The sequence below is a fragment of the Amycolatopsis sp. NPDC031561 genome (assembly GCF_055580625.1).
Genome location: NZ_JBVILA010000004.1, coordinates 348,989 through 368,585, shown reverse-complemented (window position 1 = coordinate 368,585; position 19,597 = coordinate 348,989). Strand labels below are relative to the sequence as shown.

17 protein-coding genes are annotated in these 19,597 nt (G+C 69.4%); 4 read left to right on the top strand and 13 right to left on the bottom strand.

All coding sequences use genetic code 11. The annotated features are described in order from the left end of the window. Positions 1-45 precede the first annotated feature (45 nt). The 3 genes from alaS to ACZ5IK_RS13340 all read right to left on the bottom strand — a co-directional run bounded on the left by alaS (position 46) and on the right by ACZ5IK_RS13340 (position 3,515). On the bottom strand, positions 46-2,709 hold the full coding sequence (alaS, locus tag ACZ5IK_RS13350; RefSeq protein ID WP_465487925.1) for an alanine--tRNA ligase: 2,664 nt from the start codon (positions 2,707-2,709) through the stop codon (positions 46-48). A gap of 102 nt (positions 2,710-2,811) precedes the next feature. Next, positions 2,812-3,123 (bottom strand): hypothetical protein, encoded by a 312-nt coding sequence (locus ACZ5IK_RS13345; RefSeq protein WP_101606705.1) that lies wholly within the window; start codon positions 3,121-3,123, stop codon positions 2,812-2,814. Further along, positions 3,120-3,515 carry a DUF948 domain-containing protein gene (locus ACZ5IK_RS13340; protein ID WP_101606704.1) on the bottom strand — a complete coding sequence of 132 codons (396 nt, stop codon included), beginning with the start codon at positions 3,513-3,515 and terminating at the stop codon, positions 3,120-3,122. Before ACZ5IK_RS13340 ends, ACZ5IK_RS13345 begins: the two co-directional genes overlap by 4 nt. Before the next feature lie 192 nt (positions 3,516-3,707). Between ACZ5IK_RS13340 and ACZ5IK_RS13335 the strand changes: the two genes are divergently transcribed. From ACZ5IK_RS13335 to ACZ5IK_RS13320, 4 genes are all read left to right on the top strand, one after another. Beyond that, entirely contained in the window at positions 3,708-5,783 is a 2,076-nt protein-coding gene (locus ACZ5IK_RS13335; RefSeq protein WP_465487924.1) for a phosphocholine-specific phospholipase C, read from the top strand. A 148-nt stretch (positions 5,784-5,931) separates the two neighbouring features. Then, positions 5,932-6,618 (top strand): VOC family protein, encoded by a 687-nt coding sequence (locus tag ACZ5IK_RS13330; RefSeq protein WP_465487923.1) that lies wholly within the window; start codon positions 5,932-5,934, stop codon positions 6,616-6,618. Positions 6,619-6,628: 10 nt separating this feature from the next. Next, the gene (locus tag ACZ5IK_RS13325; protein WP_465487922.1) at positions 6,629-7,705 is read left to right on the top strand and encodes a hypothetical protein; all 1,077 of its coding nucleotides are present in this window, start codon (positions 6,629-6,631) and stop codon (positions 7,703-7,705) included. Between the two features lie 126 nt (positions 7,706-7,831). Continuing rightward, positions 7,832-10,225 carry a chitinase C-terminal domain-containing protein gene (locus ACZ5IK_RS13320; RefSeq protein ID WP_465487921.1) on the top strand — a complete coding sequence of 798 codons (2,394 nt, stop codon included), beginning with the start codon at positions 7,832-7,834 and terminating at the stop codon, positions 10,223-10,225. Between the two features lie 142 nt (positions 10,226-10,367). On the opposite strand, the gene ACZ5IK_RS13315 is transcribed toward ACZ5IK_RS13320, so the two are convergent. The 10 genes from ACZ5IK_RS13315 to ACZ5IK_RS13270 are packed head-to-tail and all read right to left on the bottom strand — an operon-like array spanning position 10,368 to position 19,543. Continuing rightward, positions 10,368-10,946: a 1,2-dihydroxy-3-keto-5-methylthiopentene dioxygenase gene (locus tag ACZ5IK_RS13315; RefSeq protein ID WP_101606699.1), complete on the bottom strand. Its 579-nt coding sequence runs from the start codon at positions 10,944-10,946 to the stop codon at positions 10,368-10,370. Then, entirely contained in the window at positions 10,943-11,575 is a 633-nt protein-coding gene (gene mtnB, locus ACZ5IK_RS13310; RefSeq protein ID WP_465487920.1) for a methylthioribulose 1-phosphate dehydratase, read from the bottom strand. Before mtnB ends, ACZ5IK_RS13315 begins: the two co-directional genes overlap by 4 nt. Then, entirely contained in the window at positions 11,572-12,288 is a 717-nt protein-coding gene (gene mtnC, locus ACZ5IK_RS13305; RefSeq protein WP_465487919.1) for an acireductone synthase, read from the bottom strand. The genes mtnB and mtnC overlap by 4 nt, the downstream gene beginning before the upstream one ends. Beyond that, positions 12,285-13,301 (bottom strand): translation initiation factor eIF-2B alpha/beta/delta subunit family protein, encoded by a 1,017-nt coding sequence (locus tag ACZ5IK_RS13300; protein WP_465487918.1) that lies wholly within the window; start codon positions 13,299-13,301, stop codon positions 12,285-12,287. The genes mtnC and ACZ5IK_RS13300 overlap by 4 nt, the downstream gene beginning before the upstream one ends. Continuing rightward, the gene (locus ACZ5IK_RS13295) at positions 13,301-14,431 is read right to left on the bottom strand and encodes an acyl-CoA dehydrogenase family protein (RefSeq protein ID WP_465487917.1); all 1,131 of its coding nucleotides are present in this window, start codon (positions 14,429-14,431) and stop codon (positions 13,301-13,303) included. The genes ACZ5IK_RS13300 and ACZ5IK_RS13295 overlap by 1 nt, the downstream gene beginning before the upstream one ends. Then, positions 14,428-15,156 carry a nucleoside phosphorylase gene (locus tag ACZ5IK_RS13290; protein ID WP_465487916.1) on the bottom strand — a complete coding sequence of 243 codons (729 nt, stop codon included), beginning with the start codon at positions 15,154-15,156 and terminating at the stop codon, positions 14,428-14,430. Before ACZ5IK_RS13290 ends, ACZ5IK_RS13295 begins: the two co-directional genes overlap by 4 nt. Further along, positions 15,153-16,010: an ABC transporter permease gene (locus ACZ5IK_RS13285; protein WP_465487915.1), complete on the bottom strand. Its 858-nt coding sequence runs from the start codon at positions 16,008-16,010 to the stop codon at positions 15,153-15,155. Before ACZ5IK_RS13285 ends, ACZ5IK_RS13290 begins: the two co-directional genes overlap by 4 nt. Continuing rightward, complete coding sequence (locus tag ACZ5IK_RS13280; protein WP_465487914.1) at positions 16,007-17,011, bottom strand: ABC transporter permease; 1,005 nt, start codon at positions 17,009-17,011, stop codon at positions 16,007-16,009. Before ACZ5IK_RS13280 ends, ACZ5IK_RS13285 begins: the two co-directional genes overlap by 4 nt. Beyond that, positions 17,008-18,525 (bottom strand): ABC transporter ATP-binding protein, encoded by a 1,518-nt coding sequence (locus ACZ5IK_RS13275; protein ID WP_465487913.1) that lies wholly within the window; start codon positions 18,523-18,525, stop codon positions 17,008-17,010. The genes ACZ5IK_RS13280 and ACZ5IK_RS13275 overlap by 4 nt, the downstream gene beginning before the upstream one ends. Beyond that, a complete protein-coding gene (locus tag ACZ5IK_RS13270) occupies positions 18,506-19,543 on the bottom strand; it encodes a BMP family ABC transporter substrate-binding protein (protein WP_465487912.1) in 1,038 nt (345 codons plus the stop codon). Before ACZ5IK_RS13270 ends, ACZ5IK_RS13275 begins: the two co-directional genes overlap by 20 nt. Positions 19,544-19,597: the final 54 nt, after the last annotated feature.

Genomic DNA, 19,597 nt, shown 5'->3' with positions numbered 1-19,597 from the left:
GGATCGGACTCCCCAGGCCGATCCGGGCGGCGCCCAGCGGCGTCGTCAGCCAACTTGGGCGACCGCCGCGCGCAGTGAGGCGATGGCCTGCTCGGCACCGGCCGGGTTGGTGCCACCGCCCTGTGCCATGTCCGGCTTGCCGCCGCCACGGCCGCCGATCGCCTCGGCGAACGACGGGACGAGCTTGCCCGCGGCGATGCCCTTCTCCTGGGCCGCCTTGGTGGTCGCGACGACGAAGGCGATCTTCTCGCCCTGCGGCGCGAACAGCGCGACGATGCCAGGACGGTTGCCGAGCCTGCCGCGGATGTCCTGGGCCAGCGCGCGCAGACCGTTCGAGTCGACGCCGTCGCCGAGCTTCTCCGCGACGACCGCGACCCCGCCGATGTCCTCGGCCTTGTCCGCGAGCGAGCCCGCCGAACCGAGCACCTGCTGGGTGCGCAGCTGCTCGATCTCCTTCTCGGCGTTCTTGAGCCGGGTGAGCACGTCGTCGATGCGCGACGGCAGCTGCTCCGACGGCACCTTGAAGGTGCTCGCGAGCTGCGAGACGAGCAGCTGCTCCTTGCGGACGTACTTGAGCGCGTCCGTGCCGACCAGCGCTTCGACGCGGTGCACGCCGGAACCGATGGACGAGTCGCCGACGAGCTTCACCAGGCCGAGCTGGCCGATGCGGTCGACGTGGGTGCCACCGCACAGCTCGCGGGAGTACTCGCCCATGTCGACGACGCGGACGTCGTTGCCGTACTTCTCGCCGAACAGCGCGACCGCGCCCAGTTCGAGGGCCTTGTCCTTCGTGGTGACGAAGGTGTTCACCTCGACGTTGGTCTGGAGGTAGTCGTTGACCTCTTCCTCGACCTCGGTCAGCACGTCGGCCGACACCCCGCCGGAGGTGGTGAAGTCGAACCGCATCCGGCCGGGCGAGTTGAGCGAACCGGCCTGCGCCGCGCGCTTGCCGTACGCGCCGCGCACGGCCGCGTGGACCAGGTGCGTCGCGGAGTGGGACCGCTCGATCGACAGGCGGCGGTGCTGGTCGACCGAACCGGTCAGCGCGCTGCCGATGCCGACCTCGCCGTCGACGACCTCGACGCGGTGCACGAACAGGCCCGGCACGATCTTCTGCACGTCGTGGACCTTGAGCTCGACGCCGTCGCCGAGCAGGACACCGGTGTCGGCGACCTGGCCACCGCTCTCGGCGTAGAACGGCGTGCGGTCCAGGACCAGCTCCGCCTTCTTGCCCGCGCCGACGCTGCGCACCGGGACGCCGTCTTCCAGCAGCGCGACGACCTTCGCTTCGGCCTGCAGATCGCCGTAGCCGAGGAACTCGGTCTCGCCGTGCTGCTCCAGCACCTTGCGGTACTCGGACAGGTCACCGTGGCCGGTCTTGCGCGAAGCCGCGTCGGCCTTCGCCCGCTGCCGCTGCTCGTTCATGAGCGTGCGGAAGCCCTCTTCGTCGACGGTCAGGCCCTGCTCGGACGCCATCTCCAGGGTCAGGTCGATCGGGAAGCCGTAGGTGTCGTGCAGCTGGAACGCCTTGTCGCCGGCCAGCAGCGAGCCACCTTCGCGCTTGGTCTCCTCGGCTGCCATGTCGAAGATGCGCGAACCGCTGGTCAGCGTCGAGAGGAAGGCCTCTTCCTCGACGCGCACGACGTCCTCGATGCGGTCGAAACCGGACAGCAGCTCGGGGTAGGTCGGGCCCATCGTGTCGCGGACGACCGCCGCGAAGGCGGGCAGCACCGGCTCGTGCACGCCGAGCAGGCGCGCGGACCGGACGATGCGGCGCAGCAGGCGGCGCAGCACGTAGCCTCGGCCGTCGTTGCCGGGGGTGACGCCGTCGCCGATGAGCAGGACACCGGTGCGGGCGTGGTCGGCGATGACGCGGAAACGGACGTCGTCGGTGTGGTCGGAGCCGTAGCGGCGGCCGGAGAACTCCTCGGCGCGGCCGATCACCGGGCGGACGAGGTCGGTCTCGTAGACGTTCTCGACGCCCTGCAAGATCGTCGCCACGCGCTCGACGCCCATGCCGGTGTCGATGTTCTTCTTCGGCAGCTCGCCGATCGGCTTGTGGCCGTGCTTCGGGCTCTTCTCGCCCCGCACGTCCTGCATGAAGACGAGGTTCCAGATCTCGATGTAGCGGTCCTCGTCGGCGACGGGGCCACCCTCGCGGCCGTAGTCGGGGCCGCGGTCGTAGTAGATCTCCGAGCACGGGCCACCGGGACCGGGCACGCCCATGTCCCAGTAGTTGTCCTTGCCGTCACGGGACTGGATGCGCTCGCCGGGCAGGCCGGTGAGCTTCTTCCACAGGCCCGCCGCCTCGGCGTCGTCCTCGTAGACGGTCGCCCAGATGCGGTTCGGGTCGAGGCCGTAGCCGCCCTCGTCCTGGGACTTGGTGATCAGCTCCCAGGCCGCCTCGATGGCGCCTTCCTTGAAGTAATCGCCGAAGGAGAAGTTCCCGGCCATCTGGAAGAACGTGTTGTGCCGGGTGGTCTTGCCGACCTCGTCGATGTCCGGGGTGCGGACGCATTTCTGGACGCTGGTCGCGCGCGGGTACGGCGGCGGGGCCTCACCGAGGAAGTACGGCTTGAACTGGACCATGCCGGCGTTGACGAACAGCAGGTTCGGGTCGTCGAGGATCAGGGGCGCGCTCGGCACGCGCGTATGTCCCTTGTTCTCGAAATGGCTCAGGAAGCGCTGGGTGATTTCGTGTGTTTCCACGGGATCGTCCTTGTATACGGGCTCGCGCGAAGGCGCTGGAGAAATGCGGGCAGGCGGGAACGGCGGAGGGCTCGGGCTCTTCTGGTCGCGGACGCGACCCGATCAGCCCTCCGCCCGGCGAGCTCGCCGGGCCGGGCGCCGCGGCGACGCCGCGTGCCTGCCCGCAGGGCCTTCGGAGGCCGTGCTCAAGCCGGATCGTTCGGACACCATGTCGTGCAGCTCCTGTTCGCGTTCGCTCATCCCGGCGCGGACCTCCGCGCCGAACGAACCGACGGCGCCCGCGAGTTCCCGCACGGCGTCGCCCAGGTTCGAGGCTAACCCCGCGGGCGTGGCCTGGCGAGCGGTTTCCGTCGCTTTGCGTGACAGGGCGACCCCGGCGACCACGCCGACGCCGAGCCAGAACAGGCGCTTCACTTGCGGCCCCGCTTCGCCGGGCGCGCGGCCTTCGCTTCCGCCTTCTTCCGGCGGGCCTTGATGGCCTTGCTGAGGCCGTAGGACAGCGCGGCCGTCTTCACCAGCGGTCCGCCGAGCGTCGCGGTGAACACCGACGTCAGCGCGGACACGTTTCCGGACACGGCCTGCGCGTTGGCCGTGATCCCGTCGACCCGCTCCAGCTGCGTGTTGACGTGCGTGATCGTCTCGTTCGCGCCGATCAGCAACGGGTCGGTGTTCTCGTGCGCCTTGCGGATCGCGATCGTGGCCTCGTCCAGGGTCCGGCCGAGCTTGAACAGCACGATCGCCAGCAGCACGACGAGTACGACGAATGCTCCTGCGGCGATCAGCGCGGCGATCTGCCCTGCCGACACGGGCCCTCCTCAAGGGTCTGCGGACTTGGTGCCCGTGAGGTTACCGCCCCGCCAGCCGTTCGGCGGTGTCACCCCGCCGGACGGTCACTCAGCGCAGTGAAGCGGGACGGAGAGCGTGGCGAACGCTGTTCGCCGCACACCCGACCTGTTCGGTTCTTGTGCCGTTCACCTTGCTCGGCAAAGGTCGCGCGCATGCCTGAACTGTCACGCCGTACGTTGCTGGGCGCCACCGGCGCCGCGGCCGCCACCACGCTCCTCCCGCCGTCCGTGCACGCCGCCATGGCCGAACCCATGCGCCGCGGCGGACTCGGCGCCATCGAGCACGTGATCGTGCTGATGCAGGAGAACCGGTCGTTCGACCACTACTACGGCAGCCTGCGCGGCGTCCGGGGCTTCTCCGACACCCATCCGCTGGAACTGCCTTCGGGGAAATCGGTGTTCGAGCAGCCGAATCCCGCGGGCGGCACGGTGCTGCCGTTCTCCCTGCGCAAGGCGGCCGAGCTCGCCGGCCGGAAACCGGACGACATCCAGTACCTCGGCGACCTCGACCACAGCTGGAACGGCAGCGGCAAGGCGTGGGCGCGCGGCTGGAACAACGGCTGGATCGCGGCGAAGACCCCCGCCACCATGACGTACTACGAGCGGCGCGACATCGCGCTGCAGTACGAACTCGCGGACACGTTCACCATCTGCGACGCCTACCACTGCTCGATCTTCGGCTCGACCAACCCGAACCGGAACTTCCTCTGGACCGGGACCACGGGCTTCGAACCGGGCAGCACGACGAACCGCGCGGTCACGAACGCGGCGTACTCCTACGACCACAAGGGCTACGACTGGACGACCTACCCGGAGCGCCTCGAGGCCGCCGGGGTGCCGTGGCAGATCTACCAGGAGTGGGACAACTTCACCGACAACGCGGTCGAGTACTTCGTGCCGTTCAAGAAGGTCGGCACGAAGATCCTCGCCTCGGTCGAGGAGAAGTTCCGCACCACCGAGGAGTTCTACGACGCGCTGCTCAAGAAGACACCCGAGGAGCGCGCGAAGCTGCTGAAGCAGTTCGACGCCGGTGTCGCCACGCTGACGCCCGCCGAGCGGAACCTGTTCAAGAAGGCCATGTACCGCAGTGAGCCGGAGACGCTGGTGACCCGGCTGAAGGCGGACATCCAGGCGCGCCGCCTGCCCGCGGTGTCGTGGCTGGTGCCGTCGGCGGTGGACTCGGAGCACCCCGGCGCGTCCACCCCGGTCGGCAGCGCGAACCTGATCTACCGGGTGCTGGACGCGCTCGCGTCCGACCGCGACACGTGGTCGAAAACGGTGCTGCTGATCAACTTCGACGAGAACGACGGCTACTTCGACCACGTCCCGCCGCCGATGCCGCCCGGCGCCGCGGCGAACGACGCGGACCACTTCAACGGCCAGCCGCTCGGTTTCGGCCCGCGCGTGCCGATGACGGTCGTCTCGCCGTGGTCGATCGGCGGCAACGTCGACTCGACGGTGTACGACCACACGTCGGTGCTGCGATTCCTGGAGCGCTGGACCGGCATCGGCGAGCCGAACATCAGCAAGTGGCGGCGGACCGTGGCGGGCGACCTCACCGGCGCCTTCGACTTCTCGCGCGGCGGACGTCAGCCTCGCGTGACGCGGCCGGGCGCGGTGCCCGCGCCGATCAGCCGGTGGCGGCCGTCCGCTCCGGCGGAGCAGAGCCTGCCCGTGGCCGAGCCCGGCAACCGGCCGTCGCGTCCGCTGCCGTACCAGGTCTCGGTGTCCGGCGTCGTGAAGTCCGGTTCCCTCGCGCTGTCGCTGGCGAACAGCGGCTCGTCTTCGGCGCATTTCGCGCTGTACCCGTACAAGGGCGAATTCCCCGAGCCCGCGCATCGCGACGTCCGCGGCGAGGCTTCGGAAAACGTGAAGCTGGCCGGTGACGACTACCGCGTGGTCGTCCAGGGGCCGAACCGGTCGTGGTGGGAACTGCGCGGGAACCGTACCGGGGCGGCCGCGGGCGTCGACGTGCGGACGCGGTTCCTGACGTGGCGTTCGGGTGTCGAGTTCAAACTGTCCAACTCGGGCTCGTCGGCGCTGACGCTGCGGCTGTCGTCTTCGCGGTTCACGCGGGTGGTGCGGGTCGGCGCCGGGCGTTCGGTCACTGTGGACTGGCCGGTTTCGGGCGGCTGGTACGACGTGAAGGTGACCGCGGACGGGGATCCGTCGTTCCTGCGGACACTGACGGCACGTGTGGAGAACGGGCGTTCCGGCGTCTCCTGCTGACGCCCTCGTGAGTGGTGCCTGACGCAAGTAGTCCTCTAGTTGCGGTAATTGCGTGTGCAAGGACCGCAACTAGAGGACTACTCGCGGTGCCGGTGGCACGAACGCTAATTCGGTTGCGCGCCGGTCTCCCCCGCTCTTAACGTCAGCCATGACCGCCACCTTGCACGCGCTCTGTTTCGACGCGAACGACCCGCGCGGTCTCGCGCGTTTCTGGGCCGGACTTCTCGGCTGGGAAACCGACGGCGACACGCTGATCCCGGACGACGACACAGGTTTCCGGATCCGTTTCGTTCCTGCCGAGGAAACGAAGTCCCGCAAGAACCACGCGCATTTCGACCTGACGAGCGAATCCCTGGAAGACCAGCGGCGGATCGTGGCGAAGGCGCTCGAACTCGGCGGCCGCCATATCGACATCGGTCAGCGCCCCGAGGAAGAACACGTCGTGCTCGCCGATCCCGAGGGCAACGAGTTCTGCGTCATCGAGCCCGGGAACACCTTCCTCGCCGAATGCGGTTTCGTCGGCGCGCTCGCCTGCGACGGTTCGCAGGAAGTCGGCTATTTCTGGAGCAAGGCGCTCGACTGGCCGCTGGTCTGGGACCGGGATCAGGAGACCGCGATCCGTTCGCCGCACGGCGGTCCGAAGATCACCTGGGGCGGCCCGCCGTTCGACGCCAAAACCGGGCCGAACCGGGTGCGTTTCGCTTTGAGCGGCCCGCTTTCGGACGTCGACCGGCTCGTCTCCCTCGGCGCGACCCGCCTCGGCATCGGGGAAAGCGGACAGGTGGAAATGGCGGATCCCGACGGCAACGAGTTTTCTGTCGGTGTGGTTGGCTAACCTCCGCGGCATGGACATGAGAGCCGTGGCCGAGTCCCTCATCGCCGGGGACCACGTCAGCACCTGGGAGCTGCGAGATGCCGGGCCGGACGATTTTCCCGAACTGCGCGAAATCCGGCGAACCGGGAATCAGGCGCTGCGCAACGCGGCACGCACGCTGCTGTTCGACTTGGGCGGCCCGGAAGCACTCGGAGAACACGATCTCGCGCTCGTCCGCCGTCTGATCCGGAGCAAACTCGCCGTCGAAGTCCCGGTCGCGATGCGGAGTTGCGAGTACTGGTTCGCCATCCCGACCACGGACCAGGCGGCGGTGCTCGACGCGTTCGGCCTGTCCGACGCGGAACCGGTGACCATGTCTCTGGGCACCGAGATCTGGAACCAGCACCACGACTCCGGGCATCAAAGATGCGCCCGGGTCTACGTCAGTCCCGCGCTCGACGGGTGGACGCTCGTCTTCGGCCGCCCGTCGGACGACCAGCACCCCGCGGACATCACCGAAGAAAGCTCCTGGAGCATCGAGCCTCGCGAGCAATATCAAGCCATGCTCGCGAACGAAAAAGTCTACCGCGGCGTGGAAAGTGCGCGCTGCGTCGAGTTGAGCCGCCGGTTCAGTGCCGCACATCTGTACTTCCGCAGCCATGGCGACTCGATGACGTCGTGGTGTATCGCCGAAAAAGGCGAACTGGTCCGGTTCTACGACGTCGCCGTCCCCGAGGAATCGGTCGGCGAACTCGCGGCCGAGAACGGCTACCTGCTCCCCCACGAAGACACTCCGCTGCCCGAAGGCTGGGCCGACGACATCGAGCACACCGAAAATCCCCTGGACTGGCAACGGGAATGGGTCCGGCGCCACCGGCGGCTCAAGGCGGAACTCGGGATTCCGGACCACTGCGACGCCGACACGATCGCCGAAGCACTCTCGGTACACCCCGGCAAGATCGGCCCGCACACCCACGTCGAAGGGCATGGGGTCATAGCACTCACCAGATGTGGCCGGGAGTATGGCCATCCCCGAACCTTGTTGACCGGCCTCGCTTACACGCCACCACCCGAACGGACCTCGATCTTCGACGAAGACCGGACCTGACGAACCTCAGGTACGCCCCGGCGTACGGCACAGGATGGAAATTGGTCTACACCTATTGACGCGCGCCTGGTCAGCGGCTCAAGCTGCTGGGACCGAGGGCCATCTTCCACTGTCGGAGGTTTCGGCGTGCCAAGGAGAACCAGAAAACTACTCCCGCTACTGGCGTCGCTCATCGCGCTGGCCGGGCTCATGATCGTCGTCGTCACCCCGTCCACGTCGAGCGCGGCAGGCAATGAGGACTGCCGCCCCGACGGGCTGTACCGGACACCCGGCGTCGACACCCCCTATTGCTCCGTCTACGACACCAACGGCCGGGAAAAGCTGGGAGACGAGCACTCCCGTCGCGTGATCGGCTACTTCACCAGCTGGCGCACCGGTAAGAACGGTTCGCCTTCCTATCTGGTCAACAACATCCCGTGGTCGAAGGTCACCCACCTCAACTACGCGTTCGCCCACGTCGACGCGCAGAACAAGGTTTCGGTCGGCAACCCGGGCGCGAACAACGAGGCCATCGGCATGGAGTGGCCGGACATCCCGGGCGCCGAGATGGATCCGTCGTTGCCCTACAAGGGACATTTCAATCTGCTGACCAAGTACAAGAAGCAGAACCCGAACGTGAAGTCGCTGATCTCGATCGGCGGCTGGGCCGAGACCGGCGGTTTCCTCAACCCGGACGGCACGCGCAACGCGTCGGGCGGGTTCTACAAGATGACGCAAAACCAGGCGAGCATTGACGTCTTCGCGGATTCGGTCGTGAAGTTCCTGCGCGACTACGGATTCAACGGCGCCGACATCGACTACGAGTACGCGACGTCGGCCAGCTACGCCGGAAACCCGGACGACTACTGGATCGCGCAGTCCAACCGCGGCACCCTGTGGACGGGCTACGAGAACCTGATGCGCACGCTGCGCGAGAAGATCGACCGGGCCGGTGCCGCCGACGGCAAGCACTATCTGCTGACCGCGGCCGTGCCCGCGTCCGGCTGGCTGCTGCGCGGCCAGGAGGTCTACGGCGTCACGCGGTATCTCGACTACGCCAACATGATGAGCTACGACCTGCACGGCGCGTGGAACCACTTCGCCGGGCCGAACGCGGCGCTCTACGACAACGGCAAGGACGCGGAACTCGCGCACTGGCAGGTGTACACCACCCCGCAGTACGACGGTCAGGGGTATCTCAACACCGACTGGGCCTATCACTATTTCCGAGGCGCGATGCAAGCGGGCCGGATCAACATCGGTGTCGGTTTCTACACCCGCGGCTGGCAAGGTGTGTCCGGCGGGACGAACGGACTGTGGGGCACCGCTCCACTGCCGGACCAGAAACAGTGTCCACCGGGCACCGGATCCCAAGTCGGCTCGACCGTGCCCTGCGGTAACGGCGCGATCGGCATCGACAACCTCTGGCACGACCTCGGTCTGGCGGGCGGCGAGGTGCCCGCGGGCGCGAACCCCATGTGGCACGCCAAGAACCTCGAGAACGAGATCACCCCGGACTATCTGGAGGCGTACGGGCTCACTCCCAAGACCGACCCGACCGACCGGGTCTCCGGGAAGTACGAGCGGTACTACGACAACACGATGGTGACGCCGTGGCTGTGGAACAACGACAAGAAGGTGTTCCTGTCCACTGAGGACGAAGCCTCGCTCGCCACGAAGGCCAAGTACGTGGCCGACAAGGGCATCGGCGGCATCATGATCTGGGAGCTGGCCGGCGACTACGCCTTCGACGAGGCCAAGGGCCAGTACTTCATGGGCGACACGCTGATCACGAAGATCAACGACGGCCTGCGCGGCGCCGCCCCGTACGGCAACACCAAGTCGTCGCGTCCCGCGCCGTCTTCGGTGCTCGACGTGAACGTGAACCTGACCGGGTTCGCACTGGGCGACGCGAACTACCCGATCACCCCGAAGATGCGCATCAAGAACAATTCGACCACCACCATCCCCGGTGGGACGAAGGTCGAGTTCGACTACGGCACGAGCGCACCCGGCAGCATGTCCGACCAGTCCGGCTACGGCCTGACGGTCACGAGCAAGGGCCATAGCGGCCCCAACGCCGGTGGGATGAAGGGAGACTTCCAGCGCGTCGCGGTGACCGTGCCGAGCTGGCAGTCCATCGCGCCGGGCGCCACGATCGAAATCCAGCTGAACTACTACATGCCGATCGCGTCGCCGTCGAACTTCACGTTCACCTTCGGCGGGACGACCTACGCGCTCACGACGGACTACCCGCGTGGCGGCGGCGCCCCGCCGACGACCACCACCACACCCACCACGACCACCGGAACGACGACCACGACACCCACCACCACGACCAGTCCGACGACGACCCGGACGACCACCACCACCCCGACGACGACCACCACGGCGCCGTCGAACGCCTGGAAACCGAACACCGACTACGCCACCGGTGCCCGGGTGACCCACAACGGCGCGGCGTACGTCTGCCGTCAGGGCCACCGGTCCCTGCCCGGCTGGGAACCGCCGAACGTGCCTGCCCTCTGGACCCCCGCCTGACAGACCCCGGCAGCGCGCTAGGAAAGGCCCGTTACTTGCAAATTTTGCAAGTAACGGGCCTTTCCTGTCACGCAAGTAGTCCCCTGGTTGCGGTACTTGCGCACGGCAAGGACCGCAACTAGAGGACTACTTGCGGCGGAGGTCAGTGACGCCCGGCGGTCAAAGTGTCGAAGTCCGGGAAGTCCCCCGCCAGGGTGGCGCCGGTGAAGTCGCCGACCCACCCGCCGTCGTCGTGGAAGAACCGGATCGACACGTAGTCGGGCCGCGTTCCCATGTCGAACCAGTGCGTGGTGTTCGCGGGCACGCTCAGCAGGTCCCCCGCCTCGCACAGCACCGCGTACACCCGCCCGCCGACGTGCAGGTAGAACACGCCGGACCCCCGGGCGAAGAAGCGGTCTTCGTCATCGTCGTGGGTGTGCTCGGCGAGGAACTTCTTCCGGGCTTCGGCAGCCTCGGCCGCCCAGCCGGGCTCGTCGGACGGAGTCATGCGGACGGCGTCGACGAACGTGTAGCCCTCCGCCGCCGAGACCTTGCCGATCGGCTCCTCGTACGCGGCCAGCACCTGCTCCGGCGTCACTTCGCGCGGCAGGTCCGCGACGAGTTCCCACCGGTCGAACCGGACACCGAGCCGTCCCAGTTCCGCGGTGATCACGGCCGGGTCCTCGGTCCTGAGCGCGATCTCGTCGGGCCGGTCGTCCGGCCACACGGTCAGCAAGGTCATCGCACTCCCCTTTCCTCGGGAACGAGTCTTGTCTCTACCCGGAACCGGAGCAACCACTCCAAACATTCCAGGCGATGACGCGCGTGGCGCAGGTCATCACCCCAGACGTAGATCCCGTGCCGCGCGACGATCACCGCCGGCGTGTCCGCCCGGAACCCCGCCTCGAACGCGTCGCCGAGGACGCGCATGTCCTGGCCGTTGGCGATCACCGGAATCGTCACCAGGTCGTCGTGCGCGGCGCGGCCGAAGCCCTTGAGCATCTCCAGGTCGCGGAGTTCGACGCCGTCCGGCCAGTGCTCGGCGGCCACGACCGGCGCGAGCGCGTGCACGTGGATCACGGCACCCGCGCCCGACACCGCCGCGATCCGGGCGTGCAGGCCCGCTTCGGCCGAGGGCACCTTGTCCGGATGCGGCTGCTCGGCCACGGCCAGCCCGTCCTCGCCGACCACCACGACGTCGTCGCTGGTCAGCTCGCCTTTGTCCCGTCCACTGACGGTGACGGCGACGCGCAGCGGATCTCGGCCCAGCACCACCGAGAGGTTGCCCGACGTGCCCCGCATCCAGCCCAGCCCGGCGAACCGGGCGGATTCCTCGGCGAGCGCGCGTCCGGCGAGTTCCAGTGTCGTCATCGCGGCGAGACCTTCACCTCGTCGAACGTCCGGATCGTCCGGTGTGCCCCGAAATCCGCGTCACCGAACGGCTCGCCGTCGCGCGCGAGGCCGACGGTCTGCCAGCCGTCGGCGGCGGCCCCGTCGAGTTCGGCCGGGACGTCGGAGAAGAACACGATGTCGCCCGGCTCGGCCTCCAGCGCGGAGGCGATCGCGCGATACGACGGCGCCTCGCGCTTCGGCCCGGCGTTCACGGTGTCGAAATGCTTCTCGAACAGGCCGGTGACGTCGCCGTCGGTGGTCCGCGAGAACGACGCGACCTGCCCGGCGACCGAGCCGGACGAGAACACCGCGAGCCGCAGCCCGGACTCGTGCCACGACCGCAGGGCGGGGGCGACGTCGCCGAAGAACTCCGTCGTCAGGTCGCCGTCGGCGTACCCGCGCTGCCAGATGAGCCCCTGCAACGTCTTCAGCGGCGCGATCTTCTGGTCCGCGTCCATCCAGCCGTGCAGCACCGCCACGACGTCCACTGTGGACGCCTCCGCCGGGAGCCCGCCGAGTTCCTTGATCCGCGCCACGGCGCCGGCGACCTCGGGGTCGTCCGGGTGCCCGTCGATCCACGGGCCCAGCCGCGGGCGCGCGTAGTCGTAGAGGGTCACGTGCACGTAGCTGGTGGCCGTCAGCGTGCCCTCGATGTCGAGGACCACCCATCGGGCGGTCAGCGTTGCGGTCACTGGTTCGCTTCCCCTTCTGCGTAGTACTCGCGGAGCCGTCCTGGTGCGAAGGCCCCGCGGTCGGTCACCACCGTGGTCACGAAACGCGGTGATGTCACGTCGAAGGCCGGATAGTGCCCTCGGACGCGTTCACTGGCGACACGGTGGCCGAGCGCGCTCAGCACCTCGTCGCCGTCGCGGTATTCGATCGGCACGTCGGCACCGGTCGGCGCGGCCTGGTCCGGCGCCTGGACCATCGCGTGGAACGGCACGCCGAACGCCTCCGCCGCCACCGCGAGCCCCAGCGTGCCGATCTTGTTGACGACGTGACCGTCCATGGTGACCCGGTCGGCGGCGGTCACCAGCGCGCCGACCTCACCCGAGGACAGCACGGCCGCACCCATCCCGTCGGTGATCAGCCGGGTGTCGGCGCCCATCTCGACGAGCGTCTCGGCGGTCAGCCGCGCGCCCTGCAGGTACGGCCGGGTTTCCGTGCAGAGGAAGGAGAACTCCTTGCCCTGCCGTCGCGCGGCCAGCACCAGCTCGACCAGGTACAGATCCGCCCAGCAGTGCGTGAGCACGGTCGCCCCGTCCGGGACCAGCGCCGCCGTGTGCTCGCCCAGCGCGCGGCTGCGCGACCGGTACAACTCGTCGCCCGATCGTGCCCCGGCGGTGGCGGCCTCGACCGGGTCCCCGGTCGACTTGTCCACTTCGGACAGTACGGCGGCGACGGCCTTGCGGAGGTGGTTGTTCGTCTTGCGGGTCGCGATGATCCGCTCCCCCACGCGCTCCAGGTACGCGCGGGCTTCGGCAGGCGCGTACCCGGCCGCCTCGCGCGCGCCGAGCACCATCGCTCCCAGTGCGGCGAAGTACGGTCCGGACGACTGGGTGACCATGTCCTCGATGGCCACCGCGACCTCTTCCGAAGTCCGGCACAGCACCCATTCGCGTGCGAACGGGAAGACGCGCCGGTCGAGGATGTGCACGCCGTCGTCGTCGAGGCGGACGCTTTCGGCGAGGATCGGCAGCGTCATCAGCTGTACCCCGAAAGGCACGGCGGGATGCCGTTGAGGAAGTGGTCGCCGACCTCGCGCGCTTTGTAGGTCACCGGATCGTGCAGGGTCAGGGTGCGGGCGTTGCGCCAGAAGCGGTCGAAGCCGTACTTGGTCGCCGTCGCCCGCGCGCCGGTGAACTCGAAGACCTTGCTCGTCGTCTCGACGGCCGCCCGGCTCGCGACGATCTTCGCCGACGAGATGGCGATCGCCGCTTCCGCGCGTTCGGCCGCGGTCAGGTCGAAGCCGCGTTCGTCGGCCTCACCGAGGGCGGAAACCGCCGCGTCGACGGCGAACCCGGCCGCCCTCGCCGTCGCGACCAGCTCGCCGTACCCGGCGAGTGTGTACGGATCCTGCGTCGCTTTGTCCACATCGGACAGTGTCCAGGCCCGCGCGGTCTCGCGCGTGTAGACCGCGGCGGCGTCGAGCGCGCCGGACGCGAGGCCGACGTAGACCTGCGCCAGCATGAGCTGGAATCCGATCGCCGCCAGGGAGATCCGGGGCACCCGCGGATCCGCCTGGTCGTCCGGCTGCGCACCGAGGACGTCGTCCTGGCGGACCCGGACGGCATCGAAGCGGACGGCGCCGCTCGCGGTGAGCCGCTGGCCGATGTTGTCCCATTCACCGGGGAAGGTGATCCCGTCGGCCCGCGCGTCGACGACGAACGTGAGCTTGTCGCCGTTGTCGGTCCTCGTCGCGCTGACCACCAGGCGATCGGCGACGGCCGCGCCGGTGGCGAAGGTCTTCGTGCCCTCGACGGTGAACCCGCCGTCCACCGGGGTCAGCAACAGGATGGAGTCGAGCGGGTTGCTCACGCCCGCCCAGAACCAGCCCGGTTCGCTCGCGGCGCGCGGCCCGAACAGGCCGGTGCGCCACAGCTGCAGGTAGTGGTAGCCGAGCAGGTGCCCGACCGACGCGTCCGCGGCGGACACGATCCGGGTGGCCTGGTTCGCGGCCGTCCAGCCGGCGGTGTCGAGCAGGGGCAGGAGCCCGGACTCGCGTAGCAGGGCGACCTCCTGGACCGGGAGCCGTCCGGCGAGGTCGCGCTCGGCAGCGTCCGCCGCCAGGGTGCTCGCCAGCTCGTGAGCCGCTTTTCGCCACACTTCGGTCATTCCGCCCCTTCCAACTCGACCACGGCGTCGAGGGCCACGCGAGTCGCCCTCGCCACCCCCTCGGCCACGACGTCGCGATGCGGGTCGTAGGCCGACGGGTCGGGGTGCTCGGGCCGCGCGTCGCCGTCGATCACGAGCACACCACCGGCCCGCAGGCCGCGCAATGCCGCGAACACCAGCAGCGTGGAGAGTTCCATCTCAATGGCGATCACCCGCGCGGCGAGGTAGTCGGCCATCGGGAGGGTGAGCACCAGCGGGCTGAACGCGGCCCGCGTCCACACCACGCCGCGATGTGCCTCCGGGGCGGCGCGGCTGAGCGCCACGACCGCCTCCGGGGTGGCGAACGCCGGGTACTCCGGATGGATCAGCTGCTGGGTGACGCCGTCGTCGCGGACCGCCGCCTCGGCGATGACGAGGTCGCCGTCCGTGATCCCGTCGGCCAGCGAACCGGCGGTGCCGAGCCGGATGAAGGTACGGACGCCGGCCTCGGCCAGCTCGCCGAACTGGCACAGCGCGCCGGGCCCGCCGACGCCGTGCGAGGACACGACGACCGGGACGCCCTTCCAGGTGCCGGTGTAGCTGCGGTACTCGCGGTTCTGGCCGACGAGGACGGCGTCTTCGAGCGTTTCGGCCACCGTGGTCGCGCGGTCCGGGTCGCCGACGACGACGGCGCGCGGCGGCAGTCCGTGCCGGGGGATCTTGGTGATGGGCAGGACGTCGCTCACGCGGGCTGTCCCTTCTTGCGCTTGAAATTGGACAGGAACAACGCCACGAGCGTGACGACATAAGGCGCGGCGTCGGTGGCCTGCTGCGGAAGGCCGATGCCCTGGAGCCGGAAGCCGAACGCTTCCGCGAGGCCGAACAGCAGCGCCGCGAGGAGCACCCCGAGCGGATGCGCGCGGCCGAGCATGACCGCGACGACGGCGATCCAGCCGCGGCCGGCGGTCATGTTCTCGGCGAACAACGTCACCGAGCCGAGCGCCAGTTGCGCGCCACCGAGACCGCACAGCGCTCCCCCGGCCAGGATCACCCCGTAGCGGTACTTGGTCACGTTGACGCCGAGGCTGGACGCGGCCTCCGGACGTTCGCCGACCCCGCGCAGCCGCAGGCCCCACGGATGCCGGTACAGCAGGACCGCGAGCGCGGGCACGGCCAGCCAGGACAGGTAGACCAGCAGCGACTGCCCGGGAATCGGGCCGAACTGGCCGAGTCCCTGCAGCGTGGGGTCGCTGAACGAGCCTTCGGTGCCGAAGACCGTGCGGATGAGGAAGCTGGTCAGCCCGACCGCGAGCAGATTGCTCGCGACGCCCAGCACGATCGGATCGCCGTCGAAGGTGATCGACCCGATCGCGAGGATCAGCGAGTACGCCGTCGCCGCGATCACCGCCACGACGACGCCGATCCACGCGCTGCCGGTGTACCAGCTCCCCGCGACGGCGCCGAAGCAGCCGACCAGGAGCGAGCCTTCGAGGGAGATGTTGAAGACCCCGGCCCGCCGGCACAGCGCGCCCGCGAGCGCGGCGAACAGGATGGGCGTCAGCGCGGTGAGCGCCGAGGAGAACAGGCTCGCGTCGATCATGCCCGCCTCGCCTTCCGCTTGAAGACCCCGGAGGTGGCCGCGAGGAAGATGATCAGCACCGCCTGCAGGACCGCGGTCAGCTCGCGCGGGACCTGGGTGGCGCGTTCCATGGCGAATCCGCCGCTGGTCAGCGCCGCGAAGAAGACCGCCGCGAGCAGCGTCCCGAGCGGGCTCGCCCCGGCGAGCAGCGCCGCGAGCAGGCCGATCCAGGTGTACTGCGGCGTGATCAGCGCGCCGTCGATGAACCGGTACGGGAAGCCGAGGGCGGCGATCGCGCCGACCAGCCCGGCGGTCCCGCCCGACGCGGCGAGCAGCCGGACCGTGAGCTTCGGCCGGTCGATCCCGGCGTACTCGGCGAACCGCGGCGCCCAGCCGGTCACCTTCGTCTCGAAGCCGGCGGGCGTGCGGGCGTCGATCACCGCGTGGACCGCGATCACCGCCGCCACCAGGAAGATCCCGGTCGTCACACCGTCGAGTTCGGGCAGCCGCGTGCCTTCGGGCAGTTGCGGGCTCTGCGGCAGGCTGGAGCCCGCGTCCTTCAACGGGAACCGCACCAGATAGCCGGCCAGCGACATCGCCGGATAGCTCAGCAGCAGCGTGCTGATCAGCAGCGGGACACCCAGGCGGTTCTCGCAGACCGCGGCCAGCGCGGCGTACGCGGCTCCGGCGAGAACGCCCGCGAGCAGTGCCAAGACGACCTTGACCGGCCCCGGACCGGGCACGTACAGGCCGACTGCGAGCGCGCTGACCGCGCCGAGCACCAGTTGCCCTTCACCGCCGAGGTTGACCATGCCCGCGCGCAGCGGGATCGCGAGCGCGGTCGCCATCCCCGCGACAGGGACGGCGTAGGCGAGGGTGTCACCGATGCCGTCGGGGCCGAAGGCACCCGAGACGATCGCGCCGTAGGCGGCCAGCGGGTCGGTTCCGGTGGCCAGCAACAGGATCGCGCCGAGCACGAGCGCCGCGACGACCGGGACGGCGATGATGCGGACGCGGGTCATCCGGCACCTCCGGCCATCGCCAGGCCGACCGTGTGCTGATCGGCTTCGTCCTTGGTGAACTCCGCGACGATCCGGCCTTCGAACAGCACCAGCACGCGGTCGGACAGCGCGAGGACCTCGCTGAGTTCGGCGGAGATCAGCAGGACGGCGTGCCCGGCGTCGCGGTGGGCGACGAGCCGGGCGTGGATGTTCTCGATCGCGCCGACGTCGACCCCGCGGGTGGGCTGCTCGACCAGCAGGAACGGCGCGTCGTGGGTGAGTTCGCGGCCGAAGATCGCCTTCTGCTGGTTGCCGCCGGACAGCGTGCCCATCGCGGCGGCGGGACCGGCCCCGCGGACGTCGTAAGCCTCGGTGATCGCCGACGCGTGGTCGTCGATCGCCTTGCGGCGCAAGAATCCCTTGCGTGCCAAGGGCAGCTTGCGATGGAAGCCGACGGCCAGGTTCTCCCGGAGGCTCGCCGTGGGCGCCGAGCCGACCTCGGCGCGATCCTCCGGCACGTGGGCGAGCCCGGCGTCCCTCCGCGCGCGCACCGACAGGCCGTCGAGGCTCTGTCCTTTGAGGACGATCTCGCCGCCGGTCTTCAGGAGGCCGGTGATCGCGCCGGACAGTTCGGCCTGGCCGTTGCCCGCGACCCCGGCGACGCCGACGATCTCGCCGGCGCGCACGGTGAGGGACACGTTGTCGAGCAACGGCTTTCCTTCCGTACCGGGAACGGTCAGGGAACGGGCTTCGAGAACGGCGTCCCCGGGTGTCCCGGCCGGATGGATCCGGTCGAGGTCGACCTCACGTCCGGTCATCGCCGCGGCGAGCCCGGCGGCGGTCTGGTCCGCCGTGCGCCCGCGAGCGCTGACGCGGCCGTCCCGCAGCACCGTGACGTGGTCGCTGACGGCGAGAACCTCCTGGAGTTTGTGCGACACCAACAGGATCGTGCGGCCTTCCCCGGCGAGCGCGCGCAGGACGCCGAACAGCCGCTCGGTTTCGGGCGGGGTCAGCACGGCGGTGGGTTCGTCGAGGATCAGGACGTCGGCCTCGCGGTAGAGGAGTTTGAGGATCTCGACGCGCTGTCGGAGCCCGACGGGCAGGTCGCGGACGCGGTCGCCGGGCCGGAGACGCAGTTCGTGCCGGTCGATCAGTTCGGTGACGCGGGCCGTCGCCGCCTTGCGGTCGAACAGGCCGCGGCGGGTGGGTTCGCTGCCGAACACGACGTTCTCGGTGACGGTGAGTTCGCCGAACAACGCGAACCCCTGCTGCACCATGCCGACACCGGCGTCGATGGCCTGCGCGGGCGAGCCGAAAGAGACTTCCTTGCCGTGCAAGGAGATCGTGCCTTCGTCGGGCCGGTGGAGACCGTAGAGCACGGACATGAGCGTCGACTTGCCCGCGCCGTTCTCGCCCATCAGCGCGTGGATCTCGCCCGCGCCGACGTCGAGGTCCACGTGGTCGTTCGCGAGCACTCCGGGGAACCGCTTGACGATCCCCCGGAGTGAGACGGCGTCAGGCTTTGGCGGGGTCATCGACGACGATCGCGCCCGAGATGATCTGGTCCCGCAGCTCGCCGACCTTCGACAGCACGTCGGGGCGGTTCGCGACGACGCACTGAGACGTCGAGGCGTCCGGCTCGAGTCCGGTCAGGGAGATGCCCTTCTCCTTGAGGCCGTAGGACTTCACCTCGCCCGCCTTGCCGCCGAGGATCGCCTCGACCCCGTCGCCGATGACGACGTTGGTGCGCTTGATGACGTTGTCCACGACCTGCCCGGGACTGGCCGGGCACTGGTTGGCGTCGACGCCGAACGCGAAGAAGCCGCCCTGCTTGGCGGCCTCGAAGACCCCGAGGTTGCCCGCTGCGGAGGCCGCGCCCATGACGTGGTCGACACCCTGGCCCGCGAGGGTGGTGGCCAGCGCCTTCGCCCGGGCCGGATCGTTGAACGGGTTCGCGCCGCCGATGAACAACGGGGCCAGCGTGGTGCCGGGCTTGGCCTTCTCCGCGCCCTTCCCGAACGGGATCGAGTACCGGTGGAACTGGGGCGCGTCGAGCACGACGACCGCGCCGACCTTGCCGGACTTGCTCAGCAACCCGGCTTCGGCACCGGCGAGGTAGGAGCCCTCGTGCTCACGGAACACCGCGCAGGTGACGTTCGGAAACGGCTTGGTGGTGCAGGAGTCCACGAACAGGAACTTCTGCTCCGGGTTGCGCTCGGCCTCGGCCGCGATCGCGTCGGCGAAATTGAAGCCGACGGCGACGATCACGGCGGGCTTCTCGCGCACCGCGGCCGCGAGGTTCTGCTGGATCGATGCCGGATCGGTGCTCTGGAACACCTTCTGCGTCCCGTTGTGCTTCTTGGCCGAGTCCTCGATACCTTGGACCGCGAGCTTGAGGAAGTCGTTGACCCCGACCGGGCTCGGCGTGATCAGGACCAGCGCGGGCCCGGCCGCGTTCTGGGCGGCCGGATCCTTGGCCGAGGCGTTGCACGCGGCGAGGAGCGCGACGGCGGAAACGGCCATGACGGCCCGCAAGAGGGTTCTCGGCGACATGTCCCGGACTGTATGTCGCTCGTCCACGATATGGCACCGAGTCCCACCATGCGG